Source organism: Sorangium sp. So ce327 (assembly GCF_051530205.1).
Classification (GTDB): domain Bacteria; phylum Myxococcota_A; class Polyangia; order Polyangiales; family Polyangiaceae; genus Sorangium; species Sorangium cellulosum_B.
The window spans coordinates 233,905-260,543 of record NZ_CP150330.1; the positions used below are offsets into that span (position 1 = coordinate 233,905).

The 26,639-nt window shown below is 70.6% G+C and carries 26 protein-coding genes; 18 read left to right on the forward strand and 8 right to left on the reverse strand.

The annotated features are described in order from the left end of the window. Nucleotides 1–128: 128 nt before the first annotated feature. From WME95_RS00910 to WME95_RS00925, 4 genes are all read left to right on the forward strand, one after another. Nucleotides 129–740 (forward strand): hypothetical protein, encoded by a 612-nt coding sequence (locus WME95_RS00910; RefSeq protein ID WP_437906510.1) that lies wholly within the window; start codon nt 129–131, stop codon nt 738–740. A 108-nt stretch (nt 741–848) separates the two neighbouring features. Continuing rightward, on the forward strand, nt 849–1,670 hold the full coding sequence (locus WME95_RS00915; protein ID WP_437906511.1) for a hypothetical protein: 822 nt from the start codon (nt 849–851) through the stop codon (nt 1,668–1,670). Between the two features lie 12 nt (nt 1,671–1,682). Then, nucleotides 1,683–2,081: a ClpX C4-type zinc finger protein gene (locus tag WME95_RS00920; RefSeq protein WP_437906512.1), complete on the forward strand. Its 399-nt coding sequence runs from the start codon at nt 1,683–1,685 to the stop codon at nt 2,079–2,081. A 34-nt stretch (nt 2,082–2,115) separates the two neighbouring features. Beyond that, nucleotides 2,116–2,262 carry a hypothetical protein gene (locus WME95_RS00925; protein ID WP_437906513.1) on the forward strand — a complete coding sequence of 49 codons (147 nt, stop codon included), beginning with the start codon at nt 2,116–2,118 and terminating at the stop codon, nt 2,260–2,262. A 189-nt stretch (nt 2,263–2,451) separates the two neighbouring features. On the opposite strand, the gene WME95_RS00930 is transcribed toward WME95_RS00925, so the two are convergent. Further along, nucleotides 2,452–3,111 (reverse strand): YceI family protein, encoded by a 660-nt coding sequence (locus WME95_RS00930; RefSeq protein WP_437906514.1) that lies wholly within the window; start codon nt 3,109–3,111, stop codon nt 2,452–2,454. Nucleotides 3,112–3,132: 21 nt separating this feature from the next. Further along, nucleotides 3,133–3,933 (reverse strand): dioxygenase family protein, encoded by an 801-nt coding sequence (locus tag WME95_RS00935; protein WP_437906515.1) that lies wholly within the window; start codon nt 3,931–3,933, stop codon nt 3,133–3,135. Nucleotides 3,934–4,167: 234 nt separating this feature from the next. Here WME95_RS00935 and WME95_RS00940 point away from each other — a divergent pair, with 234 nt between their 5' ends. From WME95_RS00940 to WME95_RS00975, 8 genes are all read left to right on the forward strand, one after another. Beyond that, nucleotides 4,168–5,094, forward strand: coding sequence for a LysR family transcriptional regulator (locus tag WME95_RS00940; RefSeq protein WP_437906516.1), 927 nt, complete (start codon nt 4,168–4,170; stop codon nt 5,092–5,094). Between the two features lie 559 nt (nt 5,095–5,653). Then, nucleotides 5,654–6,565 carry an ABC transporter substrate-binding protein gene (locus WME95_RS00945; RefSeq protein ID WP_437906517.1) on the forward strand — a complete coding sequence of 304 codons (912 nt, stop codon included), beginning with the start codon at nt 5,654–5,656 and terminating at the stop codon, nt 6,563–6,565. Beyond that, entirely contained in the window at nt 6,562–7,470 is a 909-nt protein-coding gene (locus WME95_RS00950; RefSeq protein ID WP_437906518.1) for an ABC transporter permease, read from the forward strand. Before WME95_RS00945 ends, WME95_RS00950 begins: the two co-directional genes overlap by 4 nt. Further along, on the forward strand, nt 7,446–8,234 hold the full coding sequence (locus WME95_RS00955; protein WP_437906519.1) for an ABC transporter ATP-binding protein: 789 nt from the start codon (nt 7,446–7,448) through the stop codon (nt 8,232–8,234). Before WME95_RS00950 ends, WME95_RS00955 begins: the two co-directional genes overlap by 25 nt. Continuing rightward, the gene (locus WME95_RS00960) at nt 8,231–9,583 is read left to right on the forward strand and encodes an LLM class flavin-dependent oxidoreductase (RefSeq protein WP_437906520.1); all 1,353 of its coding nucleotides are present in this window, start codon (nt 8,231–8,233) and stop codon (nt 9,581–9,583) included. The genes WME95_RS00955 and WME95_RS00960 overlap by 4 nt, the downstream gene beginning before the upstream one ends. Nucleotides 9,584–9,912: 329 nt before the next feature. Continuing rightward, nucleotides 9,913–11,235, forward strand: a complete 1,323-nt coding sequence (locus WME95_RS00965) for a S41 family peptidase (protein WP_437906521.1) — start codon at nt 9,913–9,915, stop codon at nt 11,233–11,235. A gap of 137 nt (nt 11,236–11,372) precedes the next feature. Continuing rightward, on the forward strand, nt 11,373–12,011 hold the full coding sequence (locus WME95_RS00970) for a peroxiredoxin (RefSeq protein ID WP_437548705.1): 639 nt from the start codon (nt 11,373–11,375) through the stop codon (nt 12,009–12,011). Next, on the forward strand, nt 12,011–13,321 hold the full coding sequence (locus tag WME95_RS00975; RefSeq protein WP_437906522.1) for a hypothetical protein: 1,311 nt from the start codon (nt 12,011–12,013) through the stop codon (nt 13,319–13,321). The genes WME95_RS00970 and WME95_RS00975 overlap by 1 nt, the downstream gene beginning before the upstream one ends. A 93-nt stretch (nt 13,322–13,414) precedes the next feature. On the opposite strand, the gene WME95_RS00980 is transcribed toward WME95_RS00975, so the two are convergent. The 3 genes from WME95_RS00980 to WME95_RS00990 form a co-directional block, all read right to left on the reverse strand. Next, nucleotides 13,415–13,963 (reverse strand): hypothetical protein, encoded by a 549-nt coding sequence (locus WME95_RS00980; protein ID WP_437906523.1) that lies wholly within the window; start codon nt 13,961–13,963, stop codon nt 13,415–13,417. Nucleotides 13,964–14,144: 181 nt separating this feature from the next. Continuing rightward, on the reverse strand, nt 14,145–14,552 hold the full coding sequence (locus tag WME95_RS00985) for a cupin domain-containing protein (RefSeq protein ID WP_437906524.1): 408 nt from the start codon (nt 14,550–14,552) through the stop codon (nt 14,145–14,147). A 191-nt stretch (nt 14,553–14,743) separates the two neighbouring features. Continuing rightward, complete coding sequence (locus tag WME95_RS00990; RefSeq protein WP_437548712.1) at nt 14,744–15,436, reverse strand: alpha/beta fold hydrolase; 693 nt, start codon at nt 15,434–15,436, stop codon at nt 14,744–14,746. Nucleotides 15,437–15,678: 242 nt separating this feature from the next. On the opposite strand from WME95_RS00990, the gene WME95_RS00995 reads away from it, so the two are divergent. Continuing rightward, nucleotides 15,679–16,392, forward strand: coding sequence for an IclR family transcriptional regulator (locus tag WME95_RS00995; RefSeq protein ID WP_437906525.1), 714 nt, complete (start codon nt 15,679–15,681; stop codon nt 16,390–16,392). 5 nt (nt 16,393–16,397) lie between these two features. Further along, nucleotides 16,398–17,288 (forward strand): branched-chain-amino-acid transaminase, encoded by an 891-nt coding sequence (ilvE, locus tag WME95_RS01000; RefSeq protein ID WP_437906526.1) that lies wholly within the window; start codon nt 16,398–16,400, stop codon nt 17,286–17,288. Between the two features lie 95 nt (nt 17,289–17,383). Here ilvE and WME95_RS01005 read toward each other — a convergent pair whose 3' ends face one another. Beyond that, a complete protein-coding gene (locus WME95_RS01005) occupies nt 17,384–18,295 on the reverse strand; it encodes a LysR family transcriptional regulator (protein WP_437906527.1) in 912 nt (303 codons plus the stop codon). A 696-nt stretch (nt 18,296–18,991) separates the two neighbouring features. Between WME95_RS01005 and WME95_RS01010 the strand changes: the two genes are divergently transcribed. From WME95_RS01010 to WME95_RS01020, 3 genes are all read left to right on the forward strand, one after another. Continuing rightward, nucleotides 18,992–20,554: a hypothetical protein gene (locus tag WME95_RS01010; protein WP_437906528.1), complete on the forward strand. Its 1,563-nt coding sequence runs from the start codon at nt 18,992–18,994 to the stop codon at nt 20,552–20,554. Nucleotides 20,555–20,708: 154 nt separating this feature from the next. After that, complete coding sequence (locus WME95_RS01015; protein ID WP_437906529.1) at nt 20,709–22,649, forward strand: ABC transporter ATP-binding protein; 1,941 nt, start codon at nt 20,709–20,711, stop codon at nt 22,647–22,649. After that, the gene (locus tag WME95_RS01020) at nt 22,646–24,580 is read left to right on the forward strand and encodes an ABC transporter ATP-binding protein (RefSeq protein WP_437906530.1); all 1,935 of its coding nucleotides are present in this window, start codon (nt 22,646–22,648) and stop codon (nt 24,578–24,580) included. Before WME95_RS01015 ends, WME95_RS01020 begins: the two co-directional genes overlap by 4 nt. On the opposite strand, the gene WME95_RS01025 is transcribed toward WME95_RS01020, so the two are convergent. Then, the gene (locus WME95_RS01025) at nt 24,566–24,991 is read right to left on the reverse strand and encodes an organic hydroperoxide resistance protein (RefSeq protein WP_437548723.1); all 426 of its coding nucleotides are present in this window, start codon (nt 24,989–24,991) and stop codon (nt 24,566–24,568) included. The two genes, WME95_RS01020 and WME95_RS01025, sit on opposite strands and share 15 nt — an antisense overlap. Nucleotides 24,992–25,222: 231 nt before the next feature. After that, complete coding sequence (locus WME95_RS01030) at nt 25,223–25,831, reverse strand: VOC family protein (RefSeq protein WP_437906531.1); 609 nt, start codon at nt 25,829–25,831, stop codon at nt 25,223–25,225. Between the two features lie 127 nt (nt 25,832–25,958). Between WME95_RS01030 and WME95_RS01035 the strand changes: the two genes are divergently transcribed. Then, nucleotides 25,959–26,621 (forward strand): TetR/AcrR family transcriptional regulator, encoded by a 663-nt coding sequence (locus WME95_RS01035; RefSeq protein ID WP_437906532.1) that lies wholly within the window; start codon nt 25,959–25,961, stop codon nt 26,619–26,621. Nucleotides 26,622–26,639: the final 18 nt, after the last annotated feature.

Sequence of the window (26,639 nt, forward strand, 5' to 3'; positions counted from 1 at the left end):
TCCAGATGCTCGAGTACAGCCCCGCATGGCCGCATGGCGAGGTACAGGGCGCATTCCCAGAGGTCTTTTACGTCGTGGGTACGAACAGGACTCACCACGCCGGGATCGATCTCCAGACGAGCCGCACGATGACCGTGCTCCGACACGACGGAGAGCTCACGCTCGTGAACACCGTGCGACTGACCGAGGAAGGGTTGCGCCAGCTCGACGCCCTCGGCCAGGTCCGCCACATCGTGCGGCTCGGCGCGTTCCACGGCCGAGATGATCCCTTCTATCGCGATCGTTACGGCGCCACCCTGTGGGCGCTCCCCGAGTCAGCCGCGGCCGACGGCCGACCTGCCGACCGAGCGCTCGCGGCAGGGGGCCCGTTTCCCGCTCACGGAGGCATCGTATTCGTGTTCACGACGTCGCGGTTCCCTGAAGCCGCCGTTTTGCTCCCGCGGGAGGGCGGGATCCTCATTACCTGTGATGCCGTCCAGAACTGGTCACACGTCGATCCATTCTTTTCCGATGAAACAGGCGCGCTGTTCCTCGCTCAAGGGTTGATCGGTGCGGCGAACATCCCCGCGACCTGGCGAGAGGCGTGTACACCCGATATTCCTGATTTTCGCCGCCTCGCCGACCTGCCGTTTCGCCATCTTATCAGCGCTCATGGTGAGCCGCTTCGTGACGACGCCAAGAGGCTACTCCAAGCCCGCATAGACGAAGTATTTGGCCCGCGAGAACAGGAGCCTACGTGAGGCCGGTGACGCTGCCAACAAGCCGTCGCGGATGACGCCCTCCTACGCCACGCTCGGCCTGGCACCGGCACCTGAACGACAGTATCGCCAGGGGTATCGAGGAACGCAATGCACAGCGCACAAGCATGCTACCGTGAGCTCTATGACTCGCTCCTCGAGTACGACGGTGGCTCGCTCTACCCGGACGTGCTCGCGCCCTGGCTCGCGGCGAGCGCCGGCGAGCGGATCTGGCTCTGCTCCTTCGCTTCCCGGCGCGGAAGCCCCATCCCGTCCGTGGACGTCGAGGACCTGTGGCGGCTGTATGCCTTGAGTCGCGTCAATGACACGTTGCTGCTGCGATTTCAGCGCGGGACGGCGGACGGATCGGACTGGCCGGGGCCGCTGATCTCCCAGGTCGAGTATGTCGCGTTCGCGGAGGCGCTGGGGCTCACCATCGTCCAGGCGTCCTCGTTCTCGCCGTTCCATCACGAGATCGTCGCGGTCGAGTACGCCGACGACCGCCGTCAGCCGGTATCGCTCGTCAGCTGCTCCTGGCCGTGCCTGATGCTCGGTGACATGCTCTTCTCTCGGGCCGGAGCGCGTGTGCGCGGCGGCCGCGAGATCATCCGCAAGGACATCGCCGAATCATCTACCATGTACTGGACGTACCGGCGGAAGAACCGCCCCGGGCAGGACCTGTCCTATGGCTGGGGCAGCAACTCGCAGTGGCGTACCGCCTTCCGCAGGGACTATCGCGTGGGCCAGAGGTTGTACTACAACGTCGACGGTAAGCGCGACCTGGGCACGCTGGAGTCAACGGTCGAAGATGACGATGGCCTGACGCGGGAGGAGCGCGTCGAGCTGCTCACCAACCGCTGTTTCATCTTCACGATGAAGCCGCACGATGATCTGTGGCCCTATGATGACAGGCTACAGCTCGAGTGGTCGTGAGAGCTTACTGGCATGTCGGGTATCTGGATCGAACTGTCGGGCAGAGTGGCAGCCAGCGACGGCGTTGCTGATGCGCGTTCTCAGTGTTCGTTCTGCCGGCGCGAGGTGGCCGTTCTCGAGCGCCTCATCGCTGCCGCGGATGTCAGCATTTGCAGCGCTTGCGTTCAGGAATGTACCCGCCGTCTTCGCCGCCGCAACGTCCTCGGGTGGCGCCCCTGGTGGCGATTCTGGGAGGGCGGCGAGCCGAGCAAGACCTGGACCGGGCTCAGCTATCGGGACCCGCATGTTGCGTGCTTGTTCTGCAAGCGTTCGCTGGTCGATGTGCCCGCGCTGTTAGGGGACGGCCGGAACAACATCTGCAGTCCCTGCGTGCATCTCTGCATGGAGATCCTCCGCGAGGAATCTCGGTGAACGAATCCCGGCCGGCCTCCTGGGAGGCGTCTACGTGGTAGCAGCGGTCGCCCTCTTCGTGGTCCGGAGGGTTTACGGCGGGCTCGATGGGAATCTGGAGCGCTTTGGCATCGTGCACCTGTTCGCGCTGGTGCTGGTTTCCTTGGCGCACACGGCGATGCTGGTGGAGAGACATCCGTGATCAGTTAGCCAAACTAACCATCATGGGACTGTTCGACATCGTCATCGCCCGAGCGGACTGCCCCAGCTGTGGACATTTCCAGGAGTGGCGCGTCCAGTACCGGTACGGCTACGCCGGCGCGCCGCCATGGCACCTGCGTCATCGGAGCGCGGTGTCCACGGGCGGCGCGCCCGATTGTCCGGCCGGCGCTCAGCCCTGCTTGCGGGGCGCCTTGAGCGAGAGCTTCAGCAGCACGTCGTCGCGGATCAGGTCGTCCTGCTTGCCCGGATAGACGATGCCGAAGTCCTTGCGGTTGATCACGAACTCCGCGCTGCCCGAGACGGCATCGGCGCCCTCGGTGATGGTCGCGGGGAAGGTGATCGTCTTCTTCACGCCGTGCAGATCGAGCTCGCCGGTGATGGTGTGCGTCGCGCCCTTCTCGCCGCCGACCTTGATCTCGGTCGAGGTGAACGTCGCCTTCGGGTACTTCTCGACGTCGAAGAAGTCCGGCGACTTGAGGTGGCCGTCGAGCTTCTCGGCGTCGCTCTTCACCGACGACGCGTCGGCCTCGACGGTGAGCTTGCCGCCCGCGGCCTTGCCGCCGGCGAGCGTGATCGAGCCCGAGATCTTCTCGAATTTGCCCTCGTGTTTGCCCGTGACCTTCGAGCCGACGAAGCCGATGGTCGAGGCGGCCACGTCGAGGGGCAGCGTCTCGGCGGGGCCCGAGGGCGCGGCGGCGGCCTGGGTCTGCGCGGGCACGGCGGTCGAGATGGTCGCCTTGGGCTTGTCCTTGGTCGGATCTTCGCACCCCGCGAGCGAGAGCAAGAGCGCGGCGGGGAGGGCGATGCGAGCGAAACGAGCGGTGAACATGAGAGACAATCTCCTTATTGGTCAGCCAAACTGCACAGAACGTTTCGTGAACGAGCCATAGGTGAGCCCCGTGATGGGGAACTGCACAGGCTCGCTCACGTCGATCGACGCCCCCATGGCGGCGACGACCGGCACGAAATGCTCGTGGGTCGGGAGCGCCATCCGCACCCCCGGCGCGCGGGCGCGGTACTCGATGAGCGCGCCCACGTCGCGGCGAGAGAGGACCTCGGCGCACCATGCGTCGAACTCCGTGGCCCAGGGCTGCGCGACCGCATCTCCGCGCCAGTCTGCCGCGCGGAGGTTATGGGTCAAGAAACCGCTGCCGACGATCAACACCCCCTCGTCGCGGAGCGGCGCGAGCGCTCGCCCCATCTCGAGGAGCGGAGCTGGAGAGAGCGTCGGCAAAGAGATCTGGAGCACCGGGACGTCCGCGTCCGGGTACATGCAGACGAGCGGCACATAAGCGCCGTGATCGAGCCCGCGGCGAGGAGCCTCGGCGACCGGACCCAGCGGGCCGAGCAGCTCCCGGACGCGCCGCGCGAGCGCGGGGGCGCCGGGCGCGGGGTACGTCACCTGATAGTACTTCTCGGGGAAGTTGTAGAAGTCGTAGACGAGGGGCACGGCCTCGGTGGCGCCGAGCGTGACCGGCGCGTCCACCCAGTGGGCCGAGATCATGAGGATCGCCGTGGGGCGCGGCACCGCCTGCGCCCAGGCGGCGAGCTCGGCGACCCACGCGCGATCGTCGAGCAGGAAGGGAGAGCCGTGCGCGAGGAACAGGGCCGGCATGCGCCCCTCGCGCGCCTTGTGCTGGGTGTCGGACATCGAACCTCTCTCGGCCGCGGTGGACGTGGCGCTCGACGCCGGAGCCGCGCCGGGCGCGGTCGACGTCGAGCGCCCGCAGGCGCCGGCGATCGGTGCGGCCCCGCCCGCGGCAAGGAGGAGCCTTAATGCAGCCCGGCGATCCATGATGAGTTCACCCTAGGTCGTTTCCGGGAGTGGTACAATGACCCTGAAATGAAACGCCAGGTTGCAGAAACGGAAACGATCGACGCGAATGTGAGCGATTTGCGGGCCTTCTGCCTGGTGGTCGACCTCGGATCGATCACGGCGGCCGCGAGGACGCTGGGCGAGACGAAGGGCAGCGTCAGCCGCCGCATCACGCGCCTGGAGCACGCGCTCGGGGCGGAGCTGCTCCGCCGCAGCCCGCGGCTCGTGCAGGCCACCGAGGACGGCCTCGCTTACCGGATGCGCGTCGGCCGGGCGCTCGAGCTGCTGGAGGACGCGAACGTGGCGGTGCAGCAGGCGCGCTCGAGGCCGCGCGGGCACCTGCGCGTGACGGCGCCGTTCGATCTCGGGCTGAGCATCCTGGCGCCGCTCTCGGCCGGCTTCGCGGAGCGCTTCCCCGAGATCTCGCTGGAGCTGCTGCTCACCGAGGCGCTCCTCGACTTCGACGCCCACCAGGTCGACGTGGCCCTGCGCGCGACCTCGAGCCTCCCGGACTCGTCGCTCATCGCCCACAAGCTGCAGCACATCGAGGTCGGCCTGTTCGCGGCGCCCTCCTACCTCCGCAAGCACGGGGCGGTGCGCCGCCCGGAGGACCTCGCGGGGCACCGGCTGCTGCTCGCCCAGACCGCGCGCGGGCACGCGACGATCGCGCTGTCGGCGCGCGCGCGCGACGGCCGCGATCGCGCGGAGCTCCGGGTGCGCGCGGCGATCTCGGCCTCCGATTTCTCGTTCTGCCGCGAGGTCGCGCTGGCCGGGGGCGGGATCGCGCTGGTCCCCGCGATCAACGTGCGGGGCGACCTCGACGCGAAGCGGCTCGTGCCCGTGCTCAAGGACTACGCGATCCACGGCGCCGCCTCCCTGTACCTCGTCCACCCGGGGACGCGCTTCCTGCCGTCCAAGATCCGCGCCTTCCGCGACTACCTGCTCGACGCGTTCGGCGTCCAGGGGCGGCGCGAGGCCCCCGCCGCGGCGCGGTAGCGGGCCGCCCCCTCCGCGCCTGCCCCCGCCGGAGGGAGGCTGGCCGTGCTCGCGCCGGAGCAGCGGATCACCACCGGCTGTTGCTGGGGAAGCAACGCGGCCTTGGCCCGGCCGCCCCGCGGCCGGCGGGCGCCGCGCGACGGCGGGCGCGGGCCGCTGGACGGCGCCGTCCACGGGCGAGCGGCGCGGCGGCATGGGCGTTGCTGGTCAGGGCGAGACGATCCCGAGGAGGGGCCGCGAGCCATCGGCTCGGCGAGGCCCATCCCGGCGTCTCCCGAGCGCTCCTCTCCCCCGCCGGCTGGGCGGCGAGCAGGGCGGCGCCTGGGCATCCGCGAAACGGCACCGCTTCCAGCCGCGCACCGAGGTCCATCTGCGCTCGTTCATCGACAGGATTCGCTCACTCGCGACGTTCGCGGCGCTCTCCGCGCTTCCTGCGCTGATTGCCTCGTCCGGGTGCAAGCGCGACGGCGAGGCGAGCGCCGCTGTCACGCTCGCCCCGGACGCCCCGATCCCGGCCGAGATTCCGCGCGAGACGCGGCTCAGCATCGGTGATCCGACGGTGCAGAAGCAACTCCAGCTCTCCGGCGACATCGACAGGCTGCCCTTCCGCGTCGACTGGCAGAACATCAGCGGAGGACCGCAGACCATCGAGGCGTTCCGCGCCGGGGTGCTCGACGCGGGCGTGGTCGGCGACACGCCGCCCATCCACGCCACCTTCACCGGGGTCGACGTGAAGATCCTCACCGTGCAGGTCCGGGAGAAGCCCATCTACGATCTGGCCACCGCGCCGGGCGCGCAGGTCGCGTCCATCGACGACCTCCGCGGCAAGAAGATCGCGTATTCGCCAGGGCAGGCGCAGGGCGCGCTCGTGCTGCGCGTGCTGAAGAAGGCCGGGCTGTCGCAGAAGGACGTGACGCTCGTCCAGCTCGGGAGCACCGAGTTCAAGGAGGCGCTCACCAGCCGCCAGGTCGACGTCGCGCCGCTGTCCGGCGTCACCCTGCTACGTTATCTCAACGAGTACCGCGCCGAGGGCGCCTCGTCGATCGCGCACGGCGTCCGCGACAACCTGGGCTTCCTTCATGTGCGCGCCGAGGTGCTCAAGGACGCTCACAAGGCGGCCGCGCTGGTCGACTATGCGAAGTGGCGGGCCAGGGCCCAGCTGTGGGCCTACGCGCACCCGGACGCGTGGATCGAGGCGTATTACGTCAAGGATCAGGGCCTCTCGGCGAAGGAAGGGCGATTCCTTATCGAGGCCGCCGGCAAGCCGCAGGTTCCGCGCGACTGGTCCGAGGCGATCGCGTTGACCCAGGAGACCGCCGATCTGCTCGCCGAGGCCTCCGGCCAGAAGCGGTTCGAGGCCAGGACGATCTTCGACCTTCGATTCCAGACGATCGGAGCGGAGGTGGCTGGCGCCGCCGAGGGCGCCGGACCGACGGACCGGCCGGCGACGGCCGACAGGAGCACTCCATGACGACCGCACTGCCCACGAGCGCCGCCTCGCCGCGCCTCGCCAGCTTCCCGGATCTCACCGCGAGCGCGGACGTCTCCGCGCCGCCGTCCGGCGCCCCGACCGGGCGCCGCGTGTCCAGCCGTCGCTTGCGGCGCCGCCTGGGCCCGGGGCGGCGCATCCCGTACGGCCTCGCGCTCGGCCCGGTGCTGCTGCTCGCGCTCTGGGCCGCCGCCTCGGCGACGGGCGCGCTCGACGCGCGCGTGCTCTCCGCGCCGTGGACCGTGGTGACCACGGCCCACGAGCTCATCGCCGACGGGCGGCTCCTGTCCAACCTGCTCACGTCGGCGCAGCGGGCCTTCCTGGGGCTCGCGCTCGGGGCCGGCCTGGGCACGGTGCTGGCGCTCCTTGCCGGGCTGACGCGCGTCGGGGAGGCGCTGCTCGACGGGCCGGTGCAGATCAAGCGCGCGATCCCGACGCTGGCGCTCATCCCGCTGCTGATCCTCTGGTTCGGCATCGGCGAGCAGATGAAGGTGCTCACCATCGCCCTCGGCGTCGTCATCCCGGTCTACGTCCACACCCACGCGGCGCTGCGCACCATCGACGCGCGCTACGTGGAGCTGGCCGAGACGGTCCGCCTGACGAGGTGGCAGTTCATCCGGAAGGTGGCGTTGCCGGGGGCGCTTCCGGGCTTCCTGATGGGCCTGCGGCTGGCGGTGACCGGCGCGTGGCTGGCGCTCGTGGTGGTCGAGCAGATCAACGCGACGAGCGGCGTCGGCTACATGATGTCGCTGGCGCGCTCGTACGGGCAGACGGAGATCATCCTCCTCGGCCTCGTCGTGTACGGGCTGTTCGGCCTGGCCTCCGACTCGGCCGTGCGGCTCATCGAGCGAAAGGCCCTGTCATGGCGCCGCATCCTGGCCGGCTGACGGCGGCCCCGCCCGCGGTGCGGATCCGCGGCCTGGTCCGCCGCTTCGGCGCCCGCGTGGTGCTCGACGGGATCGAGCTCACGATCGAGCGGGGCGAGTTCGTCGCGCTGCTCGGCCGCAGCGGATCGGGCAAGAGCACCCTGCTGCGGGCGATCGCGGAGCTGGACGACGAGGTGACCGGCTCGGGCGAGCTGCACGTGCCGGACAACCGGGCGGTCGTGTTCCAGGACACGCGGCTCCTGCCGTGGGCGCGGGTGCTCGACAACGTGATCCTGGGGCTCGATGTGCCGCAGGCCCGTGAGCGCGGCCTGGACGCGCTCGCGGAGGTGGGGCTCGCCGGGCGGGAGCGCGCGTGGCCCGTCGAGCTGTCCGGCGGCGAGCAGCAGCGGGTGGCGCTGGCGCGGTCGCTTGTGCGCGATCCGGAGCTCGTGCTGGCCGACGAGCCGTTCGGCGCGCTCGACGCGCTGACCCGCGCGCGCATGCACGACCTGCTGCGCGAGCTGTGCGCGCGGCACCGGCCGGCCGTGCTGCTGGTCACCCACGACGTCGATGAGGCGATCGCGCTGGCCGATCGGGTGCTTGTGCTCGAGGGCGGCCGCATCGCCGAGGAGCGGCGGATCGATCTGCCGGCGCCGCGCCCGCTGCGCGATCCGCGGTTCCTCGCCCACCGCGAGTCGCTGCTTTCGGCGCTGGGGGTCGCGCCGGGCGCGGCCGCTGCCGGAGATCCTGACGCGAACCCTGAACTGGAACGGAGTTCCCCGTGACCCAACGACCCGGACAGCTGCATCTCAACGCGTTTCTCATGAGCGTCGGCCACCACGAGGCCTCGTGGCGCTTGCCGGAGAGCGATCCGTTCGCGAACACGAGCGTCGCGCACTTCAAGAACCTGGCCCGCATCGCGGAGCGGGGGAAGCTCGACTCGGTGTTCCTCGCCGACAGCCCGGTGCTGTGGAACAACGTCGGTCGGAGGCCGGCCGGGACGCTGGAGCCGACGGTGCTGCTCGCGGCGCTCGCCGGGGTGACCGAGCACATCGGGCTGATCGCGACCGCATCGACGACGTACAACGAGCCGTTCAACCTGGCCCGGAGGTTCGCCTCGCTGGACCACCTCAGCGGGGGTCGAGCGGGCTGGAACATCGTCACGACGGCGGGCGTGGACGCGGCGCGCAACTTCAACCTGGACGAGCTGCCGGCGCACAGCGACCGGTACGCGCGGGCGGCGGAGTTCATCGATGTGTCGCTGAAGCTGTGGGACAGCTGGGGCGACGACGCGCCGCTCGGCGACAAGGAGAACGGCGTCTGGGGCGATGACCGCAAGATTTACCCGCCGCGGCACGTGGGGCGGTACTTCAAGGTTGAGGGGGCGCTCAACGTGCCTCGCTCGCCGCAGGGGTATCCGCTGCTCGTGCAGGCCGGCTCGTCGGACGACGGCAAGGAGCTGGCGGCGCGGTACGCGGAGGCGGTGTTCACGGCGCAGCAGACGCTGGAGGACGCGCAGCGGTTCTATGTCGATCTGAAGGGGCGTGCGCGCGCGCTGGGGCGCGATCCGGGGTCGATCAAGATCTTGCCGGGGATCGTGCCGGTCATCGGCGCCACGGAGGCCGAGGCGCACGCGCTCGACGCCGAGCTCGATCGGCTCATCAAGCCGGAGTACGCGAAGCGCCAGCTGGCGCAGACGCTGCGGGTGAAGCCGGAGGAGCTCGACCTCGACGCGGAGCTGCCGCGGGATCTTCCGAGCGAGGATCAGATCGAGGGGGCGAAGAGCCGGTACACGCTGATCGTGAGCCTGGCGCGGCGGGAGCGGCTGACGGTGCGCCAGCTGATCGGGCGGCTGGGCGGCGGCCGCGGCCACCGGACGTTCGCCGGCGCGCCCGAGCAGGTGGCGGACGCGATCCAGCACTGGTGGGAGCAGGGGGCGGCCGATGGCTTCAACGTGATGCCGCCGGTGCTGCCGTCGGGGCTCGAGGCGTTCGTCGAGCATGTGGTCCCGATCCTGCAGAAACGAGGGCTGTTCCGGACGGACTATGCGGGGAAGACGTTGCGGGACAACTATGGGCTGCCGAGACCGGCAAACCTCAACCCCGGTCGGGATCTGGTCGCGGCAGCAGAGTGATTTGTATTACAATAAGCCTCAACCTCGGTCGGATAAACCTCAACCTCGGTCGGGAAACGGACGGCAAACCTCAACCTCGGTCGGGATCTGGTCGAGGCGCAGAGTGAGATAGGCCACAGTTGGCAGCGGCGCCGGTCGGGGAATGAACCGCGGCTGAACCCAATCCCGGTCGGGTCGAACCGCCAACCCAACCCTCTTCAGGGGTCAACCTCGGTCGGGGATCGACCCGCAACCCCGCGCGGGCTGCCGGCAAACCCAACCCCGGTCGGGGCGAACCGCCAACCCAACCCCGTTGCTCGCCCTTTCCCTTTCGTGGTGTGCTGAGGCGCATGCTCGCCTCGAAGCTCGTCGCGGTCCTCTCCGCATGCACCCTCGCGCTGGCCGCCGCCGCGACGGGAGGCTGCACCGCCTCGGACGGTGACGCGGAGCCAAAGGCAGACTGCTCGCTGCAGGGACAGAACCAGTTCCTGTTCGAGCTGATGAAGGACGCCTATCTCTGGTACGACGGCGTACCCGACCTGGACTACCGGGCGTACCCCTCGCCCGAGGCGTTGCTCGTGGATCTCATCACCGAGCCCCGAGACCGCTGGAGCTACATCTCGACCAAGAGCGTCGACGACGCCTTCTTCCGGGAAGGGCAGACCCTCGGGTTCGGCATGCGGTGGAGCTTCGACCAGGAGGACAGCCTCCGGCTCGCCCTGATCCAGCCGGGCTCGCCTGCCGGAGAGGCCGGCCTCCGGCGGGGCGACGCGGTGGTGGCGATCAACGGGCTCGACGTCGAGCAGGTCGTGAGCGACGACCTCTGGGAGGAGCTCGCGGGCCCCGACGAGGAAGGGTACGAGATGTCGCTGACGATCGAGCGCGCGGACGCCGAGGCCTTCACGGTCGCGCTCCGGAAGGCGTGGTATGGCATCACCACGGTCGTGAGCCCGCGTGTCCTGCAAACGGGGTCCACGACCGTCGGATATCTCATGCTCACCACCTTCATCGAGCCTTCGGTGAGCGAGCTCGACAGCGCCTTCGCCCTGTTCAGGGAGAGCCAGGTCGACGAGCTGGTGCTCGACCTGCGCTACAACGGCGGTGGGCGCCTCTCCGTCGAGAGGCACCTCGCGAGCCTGATCCACCGTCCGGCGGAGGCCGGCGCGCTGCTCGACATCACCGCGCACAACGACAGGCACGTCGACTGGGACAAGCGGGAGACGTTCGACGACCTCGACCAGCCGCCGCTCCCCCTGTCCCGGCTGGTCGTCATCACGTCCGGCGGGACGGCCTCCGCGAGCGAGTCGCTGATCAACAGCCTGCGCGCCTACATGGACGTGAAGATCGTCGGCTCGACCACCCACGGCAAGCCCGTCGGCATGTACGGATGGGACAACTGCGACATGGTCGTGCACCCGATCGCGTTCCGGGTGCTCAACGCCAAGGAAGAGGGCGATTTCTACGATGGCCTCCCCCCCGACTGCGCCGCCGACGACACGCTCGGCGCAGAGCTCGGCGACGCGGGCGAGACGTGCCTCGCCGAGGCCCTGCACCTGCTGGAGCACGGCGCGTGCTCGACCGCGGCGCAGCCGGACGGGGCGAGCGAGCGCCGCGCCTCGCCGCCGCGGGAGATCCCGTGGCGCGGCCTCCGCCGCGAGGTCGGCGCGCTCTGAGGCGCGGTGCGGTGCGGTCGAGCGCGCCGGCCGCGTCCCGGCGCGAAACACCGCCGCTCCCGGCTTGACACCCTGAGCGGCTTGACGGAGATTCCTCCGCCATAGCGGAGACTGGGCCGCGGCCAGGAGGGAATGTCATGAGCCTGCAACTCGGAAGCATCGCGCCTGATTTCGAGCAAGAGTCCACGCACGGGACCATCCGATTCCACGAGTGGGCCGGGAGCTCGTGGGTGATCCTGTTCTCCCACCCGAAGGATTTCACCCCGGTTTGCACGACCGAGCTCGGCGCGGTCGCCAACCTCAAGGCGGAGTTCGACAAGCGCGGCGTGAAGCCCATCGCGCTCAGCGTCGACGACGTCGACTCGCACAGGCGCTGGTCGGTGGATATCGAGGAGACGCAGCGAACGAAGCTGAACTACCCGATCCTCGCCGACGTCGACCGGAAGGTGTCGGGCCTTTACGGGATGATCCACCCGCAGGCGAGCGACACGCTCACGGTGCGCTCGGTGTTCGTCATCGATCCGAACAAGAAGATCCGCGCGACGTTCACGTACCCGGCGAGCACGGGGCGCAACTTCGACGAGATCTTGCGCCTCATCGACTCGCTCCAGCTCACGGACAGCCACTCCGTGGCGACGCCCGCGAACTGGAAGGACGGCGATGAGGTGGTGATCGTCCCCTCGCTCCAGGACCCCGCCGTCCTCGCGCAGAAGTTCCCCAAGGGGTACAACGCCGTCCGCCCGTACCTGCGCCTCACCCCGCAGCCCAACCGCTGATGCGGCGTGGCGCCGCCGGTGCGCGCGGGGCGTCGGCGCGACGCCTCGCCGCGCTCGCGCTCGTGTTGCCGGCGGCGTGCTCGCGCGCGCCCGCGCCCGAGGCGCTCGGGGCGAGCGGCGGCGGGCCTGCGCCGGCGGCGCGGGCCGCCGGCGCCGGCTGGAAGCTCGTCCACCACGAGACCTTCGATGCGCCGTTCCAGGAGCCCGCGGCGTGGACCGAGGATCGGTATGGTGACGAGAGCCCCTATCACGTCGATGTCTTCGACGAAGATGGTGAGTTCTTCTCCGCGCGGGGCGGCGAGGTGTTCCGGGAAGGCCTGCGGAGGTTCCGATCGTTCCGGAAGTCCTTCACCTATGGCGAGGGCGGCTGGCTCACGGTCGAGCTGTATGGCCGCGACAGCGACCGCGACGGCGTCCCCGAGACAGGCGGCCGCTTCGAGGCGGCGGGCGGCAAGGCGAGGCTCGTCTCCACCCGCCATTACGACGGCGCGATCCTCCGCTCGACCGCGCCGCTGCCCGCGCGGTACCGCGTGGAGGTGACGGTCTCGAACATCGACTTCGGCGGCCTGCGCGAGGGCAGCTGGACGCACGGGGGCAAGACCAACGGCTACGACGGGGACGAGCTGGCCGACCCGTGGCGGTTCAGCGATCGCAGCGCCGCGCCGCGGTCGGCGACATTCGATAACGGTGTTTACTTTCTCTGCATCACCGATTACCCGCGGCCGGCCCCTCACAACAACGTCTTCATCCATCACCACCGGAAGGTCGTGATGGACACGGACAGCAACTTCGGCGAAGACGGCCCCTGGTCGCAGGTCTGGAACCCCTCGACCGGCCGGGCCGAGCAGGACGGATCACGTTATGTGAGCATGATCTGGCTCCGCGGCGACGCGTTCGGGAGCCCGTGGACCGGAAATGGGTTCACGTCGTACACCGCGGGCGGGTGGAAGGACGGCCCCATCTTCGTGGACAAGTACCTCGACAGGGAGGCTTACGTGGTCACCGTCGAGCGCGACGGCCGGGGTTATGCGATGTCCGCGGCGGGCAGGTTCCACCACGGCGGCAGCACGACGTACGCCGCGCGGAGGGATTTCCGCGAGCCGCCGGTGACGTGGCACTACAACCAGCGCCCCGACGAGCTCGAGGCGGAACACCCCAACGAGACCGTCGATTTCGGCAAGACCTTCGAGACCTGGCCGGCGGGGTCGGCCTACCCGGATCACTTCTTCTTCGGTGATCCGCACATCAACTATTACGAGGGCACCGCCGAGTTCGACGACGTGAAGCTCTACCTGCCGGACGACGGGTAGCGCCCGCTCCGGCGGGCGGCGCTGGCCGGGCGCGGCTCCAGCGGCGGCGGTCTCCCCCAGACGAGCCGACCCGGAGCCTCCGGTCGAGCGCGTTCACTTGGGCGTGCACCCCGGCGAGAGCTTCAGGAGCGGTCCCGATGTGCAGGAGTCCAGGCCGAGCCGGAGGTCGGCTACCAGGTGATCGAGCGCCGACAGCGGTGCAGGCGCTCCGGCGTACTCGTAGAGGTGCGACGTCTCGAGACCACCGCGGCGCAGGCGCACCGATGTTGCGCCGCCGTCGGCGCAGTCAGGGCAGCCGTAGCGGCCGTCGAGGGCGACGCCCGAGAGCGCGTCCTCGATCTCGTCGAGCTTTCGCGCGCCTTCGTCCGTCAGCGTCGCCAGGTTCGAGCGGGGACAGCCCTGGTTGCGCGTGCAGGCCGTGAGCGAGAGCTCGACGCCGTCGCGGGACACCGTCGTGACGCACTCGCCGGCGCAGAGACCGAAGGAGTATTTCGTGGAGAGCCAGATCCCCTCGGCCTCGGACGAAGCGCCGAGCGACTGTTGCTCAGGCGCTGCCTCCTCCTCGGAGCCGAGAGCGCAGCCGGCGGTGAACGGGAAGCTAGCGACCAGCGCAAGGACCTTGAAGAGCGTGTTCAGTTTCATGCCCGCGGCGGCTGGCAACTGCTGTGCCACGAGCCAGGACGCCGCGTGTGGCTCCGGTGCGGGCGGCGTCCTGCGGCCGGGCAGAACAAGACTGCACGCCCGCCCGCCTGGTTGCGCGAGGCAGGCGAGCTCGCCGGAACGCGGCGTGCGGCCTGGCTCAGCCTGCGCAGCGACATGAACGTCAGACCTCGCACTTCTCGCGAGCGAAGCGGTGCTGATCCCACGGCAGCTCGATGCGCTCGCCGGCAGGCGTCTCCACGGTGACCGGCGCTGCGCCGAGCGCGGCGACGACGTGCATCTCTTCCTCACCCGTGTTCGCGATCTGGTGCGGGACGCCCGCCGGCACGATGAGCGTCGAGCCTGGGCCGAACGTGAGGGCCACTCCATCGATCTCGCATGTCCCGGAACCGCGGAGGACGACGATCACCTCCTCACATGCGTGCCGGTGACGCGGCGTTTGCGCGCCCGGCGCAACGGTCTGCATCCACACCTCGAGCGTCCGGAGGCCGTCGCGAGGGCCGGCGAGGGTCTGGTGCGCGAGCCCGGGCAGGCTGAGCTTCTCGATCGAGGCGATGTTCAGGACAGTCATGGCTTGATCCTCCACGGCAGCGTCGGGCGCGGGTCTGCCCAGTGCGACAGGCCGTCGCGACAGGCCGCCATGCTCGCTGGATACGGAAGCCCTCCGCCTCCGTTTCGCTGGCCGAGCCGAAATGTCGATGCGGCTCCGGGGGCCGGGCGCGGGCGATGGCCGCCCCGACGTCGCCGCGCGCCGGCGTCGGCTCAGCCGGCCGCGGCCGCGACGATGTCGCGCACGAGCGCGGCCACCTCGTCCGGCTGCGACAGGAACGGAGAGTGGCCCGCGTCGAGTCGCCGCACGTCCCTCGCGCGCCGCGACATCGCCTCCTGCGCGAACACCGGGATGGCGTTGTCGCGCTCGCAGATCACGTAGGTGGAGGGCAGCTCCTGCCAGGCCGCGGCCCCCAGCGGCTCCGCGAAGGACGCCCTGGACTGGGGCCGCAGCGCCGCTGCCGCGGCGGCCGCGACCTCGTCGCTGCAGTCGTTGTAGAAGATGTCGCGCGCGCGGTCGGGCATCATCGTCCGGCCATCCGCGGAGGTGATCCACCATGGCGGCTCCTGGCCTCCGATCGCCGAGAGCAGGGATTCCCCCGGGCCGAGCATGAACGCGCACACGTAAACGAGGTGGGCGACGTTGCCCGCGCGGGCCGCCACCTCCGTGACCGGCAATCCCCCGTAGGAGTGCGCGACCACGACGGTCTCGCCGGGCGCCTCGGCCAGCGCCGCCCGCACCGCCTCCGCGTCCCCCGCGAGGCCGCCCGCGGCGGGCCCGACGCTCTGCAGCTCTGGCACCCGGACGTCGAGCCCGCTGGCGAGCAGCCGACACGCGACCTGGGACCAGCAGGACGGGCTGTGCCAGGCGCCGTGGACGAGTACGACCGATGAGATCTTGCGCATGTGCTCCTCTCCTCCGCAGCTCACGGCGGGACCGAACACGCTATCCGACCCCCTCGAGCGACACCAGCGCGCGTCGCCCGCAGCGCTGAGCCCGCTCCCCCCGCGCCTCCGCCTGCCCCCGGGCGCCGACGCCCGCCACGCCGCGGGGATCCCGCGGCGCCGCGCCGCGCCGCGCCCTCGACCGGGGCACGGGATGGAGCTATACCAATAATCGGAACGTCATTCCGAATAGTGGAACGAGCATGGAGCGATCCGGGACGGTCGACAAGGCGGTGCGCGCCCTCGAGGCGCTGGGCGAGGGCGGCGGGAGCGCTTCGCTCTCGGAGCTCGCGGGGCGGCTCCGCATGCCGAAGGCGACGCTGCACCGGCTGCTCGCGTCGCTCGCCGCGCACGCGCTGGTGGAGCAGGACGGGGAGGGGCGCTACCGGCTCGGCGTCGGCCTGATCCGGCTCGGGCTCGGGGCGCAGGGGCTCGACGCGGTCGCGCGCGTCGCGAGGCCCGAGCTGGAGCGTGCGGCGCGCACCTTCGGCGAGACGTTCTTCCTCGTCGCCGCGCGCGCCGGCAGGCTCGTCGTGCTCGACAAGGCGGAGGGCACGGGGCTCCTGCGCGCGGCGCCCACCGTCGGGGCCGAGGTGCCGGTCGACGTCACCGCGAGCGGCCGGCTCTACCTCGCGCACGCGCCGGAGCTCGTGGGCGCCGCGGGCGCGGACCCGGCCATGCTCCGCGCCGCGCGGCGCGCCGCGAAGCGCGGCTACGACGTCAACGAGGGCGCGTGGATCGACGGGCTCACCGTCATCGCGGCCCCGGTGCTCGCGCGCGGCGGCCTGCACGGCTGCGTCGCCTGCGCCGCGGCCGCCCAGAGCCTGCGCGGCGATCGTCGTGACGCCGCGGTGAATCACACGCGCGACGCCGCCGAGCGGGTCGCGCGCGCCCTCCAGGGCGAGGGCAGGAGGTGAACGGCATGAAGACATGGATCGATGGGCGGATCGTCGACGCTGCGGACGCGACCGTGAACGTGACCGATCACGGGTTGCTCTACGGCGACGGCGTGTTCGAGGGCATGCGCGTCGCGGCGGGGCGCGTCTTCCGGATCGAGCGCCACCTCGCGCGGCTCGAGATCGGCGCGAGGGCGCTCGGCATCGCGCTCCCGCGCTCGCTCGACGGGCTCCGCGCCATCGTCGAGGAGACGGCGCGCGCGCACGGCCAGCCCGAGGCCTACGTGCGCCTCGTGGTGACGCGCGGCGTGGGCCCGCTCGGCGTCGACCCGACGACCTGCGAGCGGCCGGGGCTGTTCTGCATCGTGGGGGCCATCCGCCTCTTCGACGACGAGCAGCGGCGGCGCGGCCTCGAGCTCATCACGTCGAGCCACAGGAGGCCCAACGCGGACGCGCTCGACATGCGGATCAAGAGCCTGAACTACCTCGGCTCCGCGCTCGCGAAGCTCGAGGCGAGGCAGCGCGGCGCCGACGACGCGCTGCTCCTGAACGCGCGGGGCCACGTGGCCGAGGCCTCCGTGGCCAACGTGTTCGCGCTCCGCGGCGACGTGCTCGCGACGCCGCCGGCCACCGACGGGTGCCTCGAGGGCATCAACCGCGCGGCCGTCATGGAGCTCGCGCGCGGCGTCGGGCTCACGGTCGTGGAGCGCTCGATCGGGCGGCTCGACCTCTTCGCCGCCGACGAGGCGTTCCTGACCGGCACCGGCGCCGGCGTGATCGCCGTCAGGAGCCTCGACGGGCGCACCATCGGCCGCGGCGAGCGCGGCCCCGTCACGGCCCGCCTGACCTCGCTCCACAGGCAGCTCGCCGAGACCGAGGGCGCCCCGTTCATCGCGGCGCCCCGCGACCCCGGTTGAACGAAGGCGCCGGTTAACCGGTTCATTTTTGCATCAATCGGCATGCCGGCTCGCCCCTGATCCTGCGAGCCCTGGCCGCCGCGCTGGAGAGCGCGTCAGCTGTCGCGGGCGATCTCCGCGAAGACGCCGCGCAGCCAGGTGTGCGCCGGGTCCTTCGCGTGCCGCTCGTGCCACACCTGATCCACCGAGAACCCGCCGAGCTCGACGGGCGGCTTCATGACGTGCAGCTGCTCCATCTCCGCGAACACGCGCGCGATGCGCTCCGGCACGGTCAGCACGAGATCGGTCTGGGCCACGATGTGGGCCGCCACGAGAAAATGCGGGATCTGCAGCGCCACGCGGCGCGAGAGCCCTCGTTCGGCGAGGACCTCGTCCACCCGGCCGCCGCCCTCGCCGCGCGGGCTGATGAGCGCGTGCGGCAAGCTCGTGTACGTCTTGAGCGTGAGCTTGCCCCGGACCGCGGGGTGGCTCCTCCGCACGACGCACATGTAGCGCTCCTCGATGAGCCTTTGCCGGTAAAACCCCGCGGGCAAGGCGGGGAGCAGGCCGATCGCGAGATCGACCTTGCCTGTCTCCATGGCGCTCCACATCTCGCTGTCGTAGGGGCGCGCGACGAGGTCGATGAAGGGCGCCTCGGAGACGAGCTTCTGCACGAGCCGCGGCAGCAGGATGAGCTCCACGTAATCGACCGTGGCGACGGTGAACGAGCGGCGCGCCGTTGCGGGCTCGAAGCGCGGGCTGCGCGCGACCGTCGCCTCGATCTTGGCGAGCGCCTCGCGGATGGGGCCGATGAGCTCCTGCGCGCGCGGCGTCGGGATCATCCCCCGCGGCGTGCGCACGAGGACGGGATCGTCGATCAACACGCGGAGGCGCCCGAGGGCGTGGCTCATCGCCGACTGGCTCAGCCCGACGCGCGCCGCCGCGCGCGTGACGCTCCCCTCCGCCAGCAGGGCGTCGAGGACGACGAGCAGGTTCAGGTCGATGGAAGCGAGATGCACGGGATGCATGGGGCCCATGCTACTAATGAGTTGGAAGGGCGCCATCGGCTGACCTAAAGGTTGGCCATTGAGCCGGCACGGTCACTGACCTCACCGAGAGCGGTGGGGGGATGCCGCCGGCCTTCGCGCCCATGTCCCGCTTCGATCTCCCGAGCGCGCCCGCGGAGCCGGGCTCACGGCTCCTCCTCGCGCCCGCTCCGCCCGCCGTCATGGCGATACCCGGCGATGCCGCAGGCCGATCCGCCGGGGGATGTCGTCTCCTGATCCTGTTTGTAAAGGTTCGTTAAGAAGTCAGATTTGTGCTGCGAACGTTTGTGAACGTTGCCATGTCTGGTCCGGTCCGCTAAGTAATCGCCGCCTGAGATCGCCTGTGGCGCGATCCCCGCAAGGGGTCGTATCGAGGCGGAGCGGCCCGAGCGCGCTTGTCGCATGGAGCGCGCGAGGACCGGGCCTCGAGCGCTCCGGAGTGCCTCCAAAGCCGCGCGGATGGCCTGGATCGGCCATCTCGCCCGCAGCGCCGGCGCCGCGTCGGCCGCTGGCAGTCGGCCGCCGGCCGCCGTCGTAGCGCCAGGTCGGTTTCGCCTGTGTTTCGCCGGTGTTGCCGCCGAACGGCGCGCCGCATCCATGAACGCCGTGGTTCGGAATCGGTGTCGAACAACCGTAACAGGAAGAGAGAGCGTCATGCCAAGTCCGAGATTGAGTTCCTTGATCCTCGCTCCCATCGTCTCTGTTTCTCTCCTCGCCTCGTGCGCGCCGTCCGCGCCGGAGTCCGCGCCGGAGGGCGAGGGCGAGGTAGAGACCCTCGGCGCCGCGTCGAGCGCGCTCACGGCTCAGCAGCGGCTCGCGGCGTGCGACCAGGATCCTCGCGTGATCGCCGGGCTCGTCACGAGGGAGATCTGCGCGGGCGCCGACATCTTCTTTCGCGAGACCTTCGAGGGCAACGGCCGCTCCTGCGGGACGTGCCATCCTGTCGGAAACAACTTCACGATTGACATCCCCTTCATCGACGCTCTGCTCGTCGATAACCCGCTCGACCCGCTGTTCGTCTTCGAGCAGGACCCGGGGCTGACCGATCTCGAGACGCCCGAGCTGAAGACGCTCGGCCTGATCCGCGAGAACATCGACGGCTTCGACGATCTCGACAACAAATTCTCGATGCGCGCGGTCCCCCACACGCTCTCGCTGGCGACGAGCATCACGCCGGACCCGGTGGACGGGATAACGAGCCCGCCGGTCCATCGCACGGGCTGGTCGGGCGACGGCGCCCCGGGCACCGGCTCGCTGCGCGAGTTCCTCACCGGGGCGGTCACGCAGCACTACCCGACGGATCTCGGCCGCGAGCCGGGGGTGGCCTTCCGGCTCCCGACGGAGCAGGAGCTCGATCTGACGCTCGCCTACCAGATGAGCCTTGGCCGGACGAACGAGCTCGACCTCACGCAGGTGAACCTCGCCGATCCCGAGGCGAACGAGGGGCGGCAGGCGTTCCTCGACCCGGCGCGGGGCCGCTGCAATGTATGCCACTCCAACGCGGGCGCGAACCACCTGGACACGGGGCGCAACCGCAACCTGGACACCGGCACCCGGAAGGCCCCCGCGACCGGCACCATCGGCGCGTTCGACGGCGGCTTCGGCGGCTCCGGGCTGGCCTCGCCCAACATCGATGTGCTGGACATCGGTTTTCTCAACGGGTTCGGCGACGGCACGTTCAGCACCCCGCCCCTCATCGAGGCCGTGGACACGCCGCCGTTCTTCCATACCAACGCCTTCGGGAACCAGATCGAGGGCGCGGTGGCGTTCTATATCTCGAACTTCTTCAGGGATTCGCCGGCCGGCCTGGAGCTCGAGGCGCGGTTCGGCAGCCCCATCCAGTTCCCCGACACCGACATCAACAAGATCGGGCGGTTCCTTCGCGTGCTGAACGCGGCGTTCAACCTCGACATCGCAAGGCAGCGCCTGAACGCCGCCCAGGTGCTCGTCCAGCAGTTCCACGACACGCGCGCCGACGTCCAGAAGCGCCTGATGGAGCTGGCCGAGGCCGAGATCGACGACGCGCTGGAGGTCCTCGACGCCGGCGGCACGCCGCTGCACCCCGTCTCCACGGATCGCCTCCAGCTGGCGAAGACCGAGATCGCGGCGGGCCTCTCGGCGGCGACCTGGTCGCAGCGCCAGGGCCGGATCTCGAACGCGATCTCGCGCGTCCAGAACGCGCGCGATCAGTTCGGATCGAACATCAACTTCCAGCTCGGCAAGGGCAACCTGATGTACTAGCGGCGCGCCAGGAGCCCTGTCAGGGCGCTGGCCCGGCGGTCCAGGCGACACGCGGGCCGCGCCCCGGGGTTCGTGTCCCCACGGCTGGCGAACGCCGCACAAATCGGTAGCTTACGGGCCCCGGCGTGGCCGGAATGCCAGGTGCCCTGCGCTGATGTTGTCCGGTTCACGTCCTGATGTCGTTTCCCTCGCTTCTCCTGAAACAGGGCGCTCCCGCGAGGGCGGCTCGCTCCTGCTGCGGCTCCTCGGGCTGAGCTGGGCCTACCGGGGGCGCGTCCTCCGTGTCCTCGGCTACCAGATCATCCTGCTCTCGCTGGGGCTCGCCGGGCTCGGCCTGACCGGGCTCGCCATCGACATCCTCCGCCACCGGCTCGATCCGTCGATCCACCTCCCCGAGCTGCCGGCCGGCGCCGGCCTAGGAACGCTGGTCGACGCCGAGCGTGAGCCCATGCGCGCGGTCCTCTCGATCGGCGCCGCCATCCTCGCGATGGCGGCCGCGCGCGCGGTGATCAACTACGGTTACGCGCTCTCGGTGGGCTACCTCGTCCACATGGAGATCGTCCCGGATCTCCGGGCGCGGGTGTACGACAAGCTCCAGCGGCTGAGCTTCCGGTTCTTCGACGCCAACAAGAGCGGCTCGCTCATCAACCGCGTCACCGGCGATGTGCAGCTCGTGCGCTCGTTCGTGGACGGGGTGCTGCTCCCGAGCGTCATCATGGTCCTGTCGCTCGGCGTGTACGTCGCGTACATGCTCCGCGCGCACGTCCTGCTGACGCTCGCGTGCCTCGCCCCGACGCCGCTCCTCTGGATCGCGAGCACGCTCTTCGCCCGGTGGGCGCAGCCCGCCTACCTGCGCAACCGGGAGCTCGTGGACCGCATGGTCCTGAGCTTCACGGAGGGGCTGCAGGGCATCCAGGTCATCAAGGGGCTCGGGCGAGAGCGCGAGGCCCATCGCCGCTTCGACGAGCGCAGCCGCGAGGTGCGCGAGCAGCAGCAGGAGACGTTCCGGACCGTCAGCGTGCTCAGCCCGACCATCGATCTGCTCGGGCAGATCAACATCGTGATCCTGCTCGGCATGGGCGGGCTGCTCGTCACGCGCGACCGGCTGACGCTCGGGCAGCTCGTCGTGTTCGCCGGCATCCTGCAGCAATTCTCGGGGCAGATCGCGAGCATGGCGACGATCGTCAACACAGCGCAGCAGAGCTTCATCGGGGCGAAGCGCGTCTTCGAGGTGCTCGACACCCCCGTCGAGATCACGAGCCCCGAGGCGCCGGCGCGCCCCGCGCGGGTGGAGGGGCGCGTCGTGTTCGAGCGCGTCACGTTCGGGTACGATCCGGAGAGGCCCGTCCTCCACGACGTCCACCTCGACGTCGCGCCCGGGCAGTTCGTCGCGGTGATCGGCCCGACCGGCGCGGGCAAGAGCACGCTGCTCAGCCTGATCCCTCGCTTCTACGATCCGACGTCGGGGCGCGTCCTCCTCGACGGCATCGACCTCCGGCGCCACGACCTCGACCAGATCCGGCGGCGCATGGGGGTCGTCTTCCAGGACAACTTCCTCTTCAGCAACACGGTGGCGGCGAACATCGCGTTCGGCGCCCCGCACGCGACGCGCGAGCAGATCGAGCGCGCCGCGGTCATCGCCTGCGCCCACGAGTTCATCCGGGAGCTGCCCGAGGGCTATGACACCGAGCTCGGCGAGGCGGCGGCCAACCTCTCGGGCGGCCAGCGGCAGCGGCTGGCCATCGCGCGCGCGGTGCTGCTCGACCCGCCGCTGCTCCTGCTCGACGACCCGACAGCGGCGGTGGACGCGAGCACCGAGCGCGAGATCCTCGACGCGATCCTCAGCGCGACGCGGGGGCGGACGACGATCATGGCGACGCACAGGGCGCACCTGCTCCGCCGCGCGCACCAGGTGATCGTGCTCGACCGGGGCCGCATCGCCGAGCGGGGGACCCACGAGGAGCTGCTCCGGCGGCGCGGCCACTACGCGAGCGCCCTCGCGCTGCACGACGCCCACGCCTCCGGGGCGCGGGCGGACGACACCCCCTCGCGCCGCGCCGCCGCGGCTGCGCGCCCTGCCGAGGACCCGGCGTGAGCCGCGCGGTCGACGCGCCGAGCCGCCCCGCGACGGCGTCGAGGACGGCGTCGAGGACGCCCCGCTCCGCGGCCGATGCGGCGCCGATCGACGCGCGCCTCGGCCTCGCGCGCGTGGCGCTCGAGGACGAGGCGGACCAGCACCACCGCACGCTCGATCTCGGGCTCGCGCGGCGGGTGTTCGCCTTCACCCGCCCGTACGCGCGCAAGCGGAACGCGCTCTTCGCCCTCGTGGTGGTGAGGTCGATCCAGCTCCCGATCCTGACCTGGGCGGTCGGCGCCATCATCAGCGGCCCGGTGGCCCGGCGCGACGAGCGCGCCACGCTGCTCGCCGTCCTCGGCTTCGCGGCGCTCGTGCTCTTCACCGAGATCGTCTTCCACTACCGCGCGCGGCTCGCGCTCGAGCTCGGCGAGGCGGTGGTGTTCGACATGCGCGATCGGCTGGAGAGCCACCTCCTGCGCATGCCGATGCGCTTCTTCGTGAAGACGAAGGTGGGGCGCCTCATCGGCCGCATGACGTCCGACATCGACGCGATCCGGGTGGCGGTGCAGGACGTCGTGTTCGTGAGCACGGTGAACCTCGGCACCATGGCGGTCGCGATGGCGCTGATGGCCCACGCGCACTGGCAGCTCTTCCTCGTGGTGGTCGCGATGGTCCCCGTCTTCTGGGGGCTGATCGTCTATTTCCACAAGCGCCTCGGGGCCGCCCACCAGCGCGCGCAGGAGAGCTTCACCCGCGTGACCGCGACGCTCGCCGAGTCGGTCACGGGGGTGCGCGTGACGCAGGGCTTCGTGCGCCAGGACATCAACGGCGGGCTGTTCCGCGCGCTGATCTTGGACCACTCCCGCTACAACATGGATGCGGCGCGCCACTCGGCGACGTTCCTCCCGCTCCTCGAGTTCAACGGGCAGCTGTTCCTGGCCGTCCTCGTGGTCGTCGGCGGCTATCAGGCCCTTCACGGCGCGATCGATCTGCACGTGCTCGTGGAGTTCTTCTTCCTCGCGAACCTCCTGTTCAACCCGATCCCCGTCCTGGGCAACCAGTACAACCAGGCCCTCACGGCGATGGCGGGCGCCGAACGGCTCTTCCGCGTGCTCGACACCGCGCCCGACTGGCCCGACGAGCGCGGCCTCCCGGCGCTGCCCCCGGTGCGCGGCCGGGTCGTGTTCGAGCGGGTCCACTTCGCCTACGATCCGGGCAAGCCGGTGCTCCATGGCGTCGATCTCATCGCCGAGCCGGGGCAGATGATCGCGCTGGTCGGGCACACGGGCAGCGGCAAGACGTCGATCCTGAACCTGCTCGCGAAGCTCTACCTGCCGACGGCGGGGTCGATCACCGTCGACGGGCACGATCTCGCGGCGACCTCGTCCGCCTCGCTGCGCGCGCAGCTCGGGCTGGTGCTGCAGAGCAACTTCCTCTTCAGCGGGACGGTGCTCGACAACGTGCGCCTGGGCAACCCCGCCGCGACGGACGCCGAGATCCGCGACGCGGCGCGGGGCCTCGACGTGCTCGACATGCTCGACGCGCTGCCGGACGGCCTGGGCACCGAGGTCGGCGAGCGCGGGACGGCGCTGTCGCTCGGGCAGCGGCAGATCGTGTGCTTCCTGCGCGCCATGGTCGCCAATCCGCGCATCGTGCTGCTCGACGAGGCGACGAGCGCCGTGGACGCGCTCACCGAGGCCCGGCTGCAGGCGGCGCTCGGGAGGCTCTTGCGAGGGCGGACGAGCTTCGTCGTGGCCCACCGGCTGAGCACGATCCGGCACGCCGATCGCGTCGTCGTGCTCGACCACGGTCGGGTCGTCGAGCAGGGGACCCACGCGGAGCTGCTCGCGCGCGGGGGAGCGTTCGCGGCGCTCCACCGGGAGCTCGTGAATGAGGGGCCGGCCCCCGTGGAGGGGGCGCGCGGCGTCAGAAGGTCAGGCGACCTCTAGGCGGACGGGGACGTTGTTGCGGGTGGCGTTCGAGTACGGGCAAACCTGGTGCGCCTTCTCGACAAGCTGCTCGGCTTGCGACCGCTCCAGGCCCGGCAGCGCGATCCGCAGGCCGATGTCGAGGCCAAACCCGCCCTCGGAGCGCGGGCCGATGCCGACGGTCGCCGTCACGGTGGCCTCGGCCGGGATCCGGGCCTTCTCCTGCGCGGCCACGAACTTGAGAGCGCCCAGGAAGCAGGCCGCATAACCCGCCGCGAACAGCTGCTCCGGGTTGTTCCCCTCGCCGCCAGCGCCGCCGAGCTCCTTCGGCGTCGAGAGCTTGACCTTGAGAGCACCGTCGGCAGTGGCAGCGTGGCCATCGCGGCCGCCATTGGCCGTGGCTTGCGTCGTGTACTTCACGTCAACAGGCATTGGAGCGTTCCTTTCGTGGCGATGAGCCCGGTCACGGGCAGCGCGTCCCCGCCGGGCACGGCCCGACCGGGCAGCGCCGTTCGGGTACGCTCCCATAGTGCCCACGCTCCTCCCGGGCAACCGCGGGAGGAGACGCCACCCGGAAATCACGTCCGGCATCGACCGCGCGGCGTCATCCGCCTGTCATCCGCTTGCAGTCAGCTGGCAGTCCGCTGACTGCAAGCTTGCAGCTCACCGGCCAGCCCAGGTGTAGCTCAGCGCGGAGACGTCGGGCGCCCCGACCGGTATCTCCCCTGTGAAGCCGAGCGTGACGAGCTCGAGGCGGTTGCCGAATGGATCGTTGAAATAGAGCGACGCCTGGCCCGGTGGACCGAGCCGCGTCGGGCCGTACGTCGGCACCGAAGCGGCATTCAAGCGCTCCTTCCACGCGAGCAGCTTCCCAGGCGCGACCCAGAGCGCGCAGTGCGGATGATCCGCCTCGCGGGGCGGCTGCCCGATCGGCGACTCGAAGAGGTCGAACCGCGGGCCCCCGGCGAACACGACCGAGAGGTGGACCCCCCGCGCGATCTCGTCCGCAGGACGCCCCATCCGCTCGAGGAACGGGACGTCGACCCGCATCACCACGCGCGCGCCGAGCAGCCCGACATAGAACCGCTCGGCCACCTCGAGATCGGCGCACGGCAGCGTGAGATGATCGACCGCGCGCAGCTTGCCGCCCCACGGCGGAAGCAGGCGATACGCAAGGTGCGACCAGGCGAAGAAGAGACGCATCCCCACGCCTATCGCCTTTCGCTGGACCCGGGCGGCGAGCGGCGCGGTGGTGAGCTCCAAGGACGTCATGCATTTCCTCCATGCGATGGAAGTCAATCAATCAGTTGATTGACAATACGCGACGGCGGCCGGACGGTCAAGGCGCGCGCCGCGGGCGCTTGCTGGGACCGGAGAAAACCTGTAGCTTTGCGCGGACTTGGCGAAGACGAGACACGCCGCCTCGGCCAGCAAGACCTCGGCCACGGAGCTCGGTGCAGCGCGGCGGCGCGACCTGCTCGAGGCGGCGTATACGCTCATCGCCGAGAAGGGCCTCGAGGGGCTGCGGACGCGCGACATCGCGGCGCGCGCAGGGGTCAACATCTCGACGCTGCACTACTATTTCGGGACGAAGGACGAGCTCCTCGCGGCCATCGTCACGCACGTGACGGACAAATTCGTGGAGGCGCAGCGCCGCCCGGCAGGCCAGGGCGCCGCAGGGCCGGCGGACGCGCGCGCGATCCTGAGAGCGCACCTCGAGAGCGCATGGCGCACCTTCCAGGACACTCCGCACCTCACGGCCGTGCTGCAAGAGCTCTCCGTGCGCGCGCAGCGCGACCCGGCGGCGCGGACCGCGCTGAGCGCCGTCCACAAGGAGTGGAACCTCGCTGTCGAGCACCTCGTGCGGCAAGGCGTGCGCGGCGGACAGCTGCGCTCCGATCTGGATCCTCGCGCCGCGGCCCGCGTGGTCACGTCCTTCATCATCGGCGCCATGACCCAGCTCGGGATCAACGCCGAAGCGTTCGACTTTCACCTCGTCTCGGGCGAGCTCGAGCGATGGCTCGCACCCGCAGAGGGCAAGCGGGCGCGCAGCCGCGGGTGAGCGGCCCGACAGCCGTCG

What these genes read in the sequence shown, in the direction of transcription:
- WME95_RS00995 (WP_437906525.1), top strand. Translation starts at nt 15,679, where the DNA reads ATGGAGCGATCCGGGACGGTCGACAAGGCGGTGCGCGCCCTCGAGGCG.
- WME95_RS00915 (WP_437906511.1), top strand. Translation starts at nt 849, where the DNA reads ATGCACAGCGCACAAGCATGCTACCGTGAGCTCTATGACTCGCTCCTC.
- WME95_RS00955 (WP_437906519.1), top strand. Translation starts at nt 7,446, where the DNA reads ATGGCGCCGCATCCTGGCCGGCTGACGGCGGCCCCGCCCGCGGTGCGG.
- WME95_RS00990 (WP_437548712.1), bottom strand. Translation starts at nt 15,436, where the DNA reads ATGCGCAAGATCTCATCGGTCGTACTCGTCCACGGCGCCTGGCACAGC.
- WME95_RS00950 (WP_437906518.1), top strand. Translation starts at nt 6,562, where the DNA reads ATGACGACCGCACTGCCCACGAGCGCCGCCTCGCCGCGCCTCGCCAGC.
- WME95_RS00980 (WP_437906523.1), bottom strand. Translation starts at nt 13,963, where the DNA reads ATGAAACTGAACACGCTCTTCAAGGTCCTTGCGCTGGTCGCTAGCTTC.
- WME95_RS00965 (WP_437906521.1), top strand. Translation starts at nt 9,913, where the DNA reads ATGCTCGCCTCGAAGCTCGTCGCGGTCCTCTCCGCATGCACCCTCGCG.
- ilvE (WP_437906526.1), top strand. Translation starts at nt 16,398, where the DNA reads ATGAAGACATGGATCGATGGGCGGATCGTCGACGCTGCGGACGCGACC.
- WME95_RS01015 (WP_437906529.1), top strand. Translation starts at nt 20,709, where the DNA reads ATGTTGTCCGGTTCACGTCCTGATGTCGTTTCCCTCGCTTCTCCTGAA.
- WME95_RS01030 (WP_437906531.1), bottom strand. Translation starts at nt 25,831, where the DNA reads ATGACGTCCTTGGAGCTCACCACCGCGCCGCTCGCCGCCCGGGTCCAG.
- WME95_RS00920 (WP_437906512.1), top strand. Translation starts at nt 1,683, where the DNA reads ATGTCGGGTATCTGGATCGAACTGTCGGGCAGAGTGGCAGCCAGCGAC.
- WME95_RS00985 (WP_437906524.1), bottom strand. Translation starts at nt 14,552, where the DNA reads ATGACTGTCCTGAACATCGCCTCGATCGAGAAGCTCAGCCTGCCCGGG.
- WME95_RS00910 (WP_437906510.1), top strand. Translation starts at nt 129, where the DNA reads ATGACCGTGCTCCGACACGACGGAGAGCTCACGCTCGTGAACACCGTG.
- WME95_RS01025 (WP_437548723.1), bottom strand. Translation starts at nt 24,991, where the DNA reads ATGCCTGTTGACGTGAAGTACACGACGCAAGCCACGGCCAATGGCGGC.
- WME95_RS00970 (WP_437548705.1), top strand. Translation starts at nt 11,373, where the DNA reads ATGAGCCTGCAACTCGGAAGCATCGCGCCTGATTTCGAGCAAGAGTCC.
- WME95_RS01005 (WP_437906527.1), bottom strand. Translation starts at nt 18,295, where the DNA reads ATGCATCCCGTGCATCTCGCTTCCATCGACCTGAACCTGCTCGTCGTC.
- WME95_RS00975 (WP_437906522.1), top strand. Translation starts at nt 12,011, where the DNA reads ATGCGGCGTGGCGCCGCCGGTGCGCGCGGGGCGTCGGCGCGACGCCTC.
- WME95_RS00935 (WP_437906515.1), bottom strand. Translation starts at nt 3,933, where the DNA reads ATGTCCGACACCCAGCACAAGGCGCGCGAGGGGCGCATGCCGGCCCTG.
- WME95_RS00930 (WP_437906514.1), bottom strand. Translation starts at nt 3,111, where the DNA reads ATGTTCACCGCTCGTTTCGCTCGCATCGCCCTCCCCGCCGCGCTCTTG.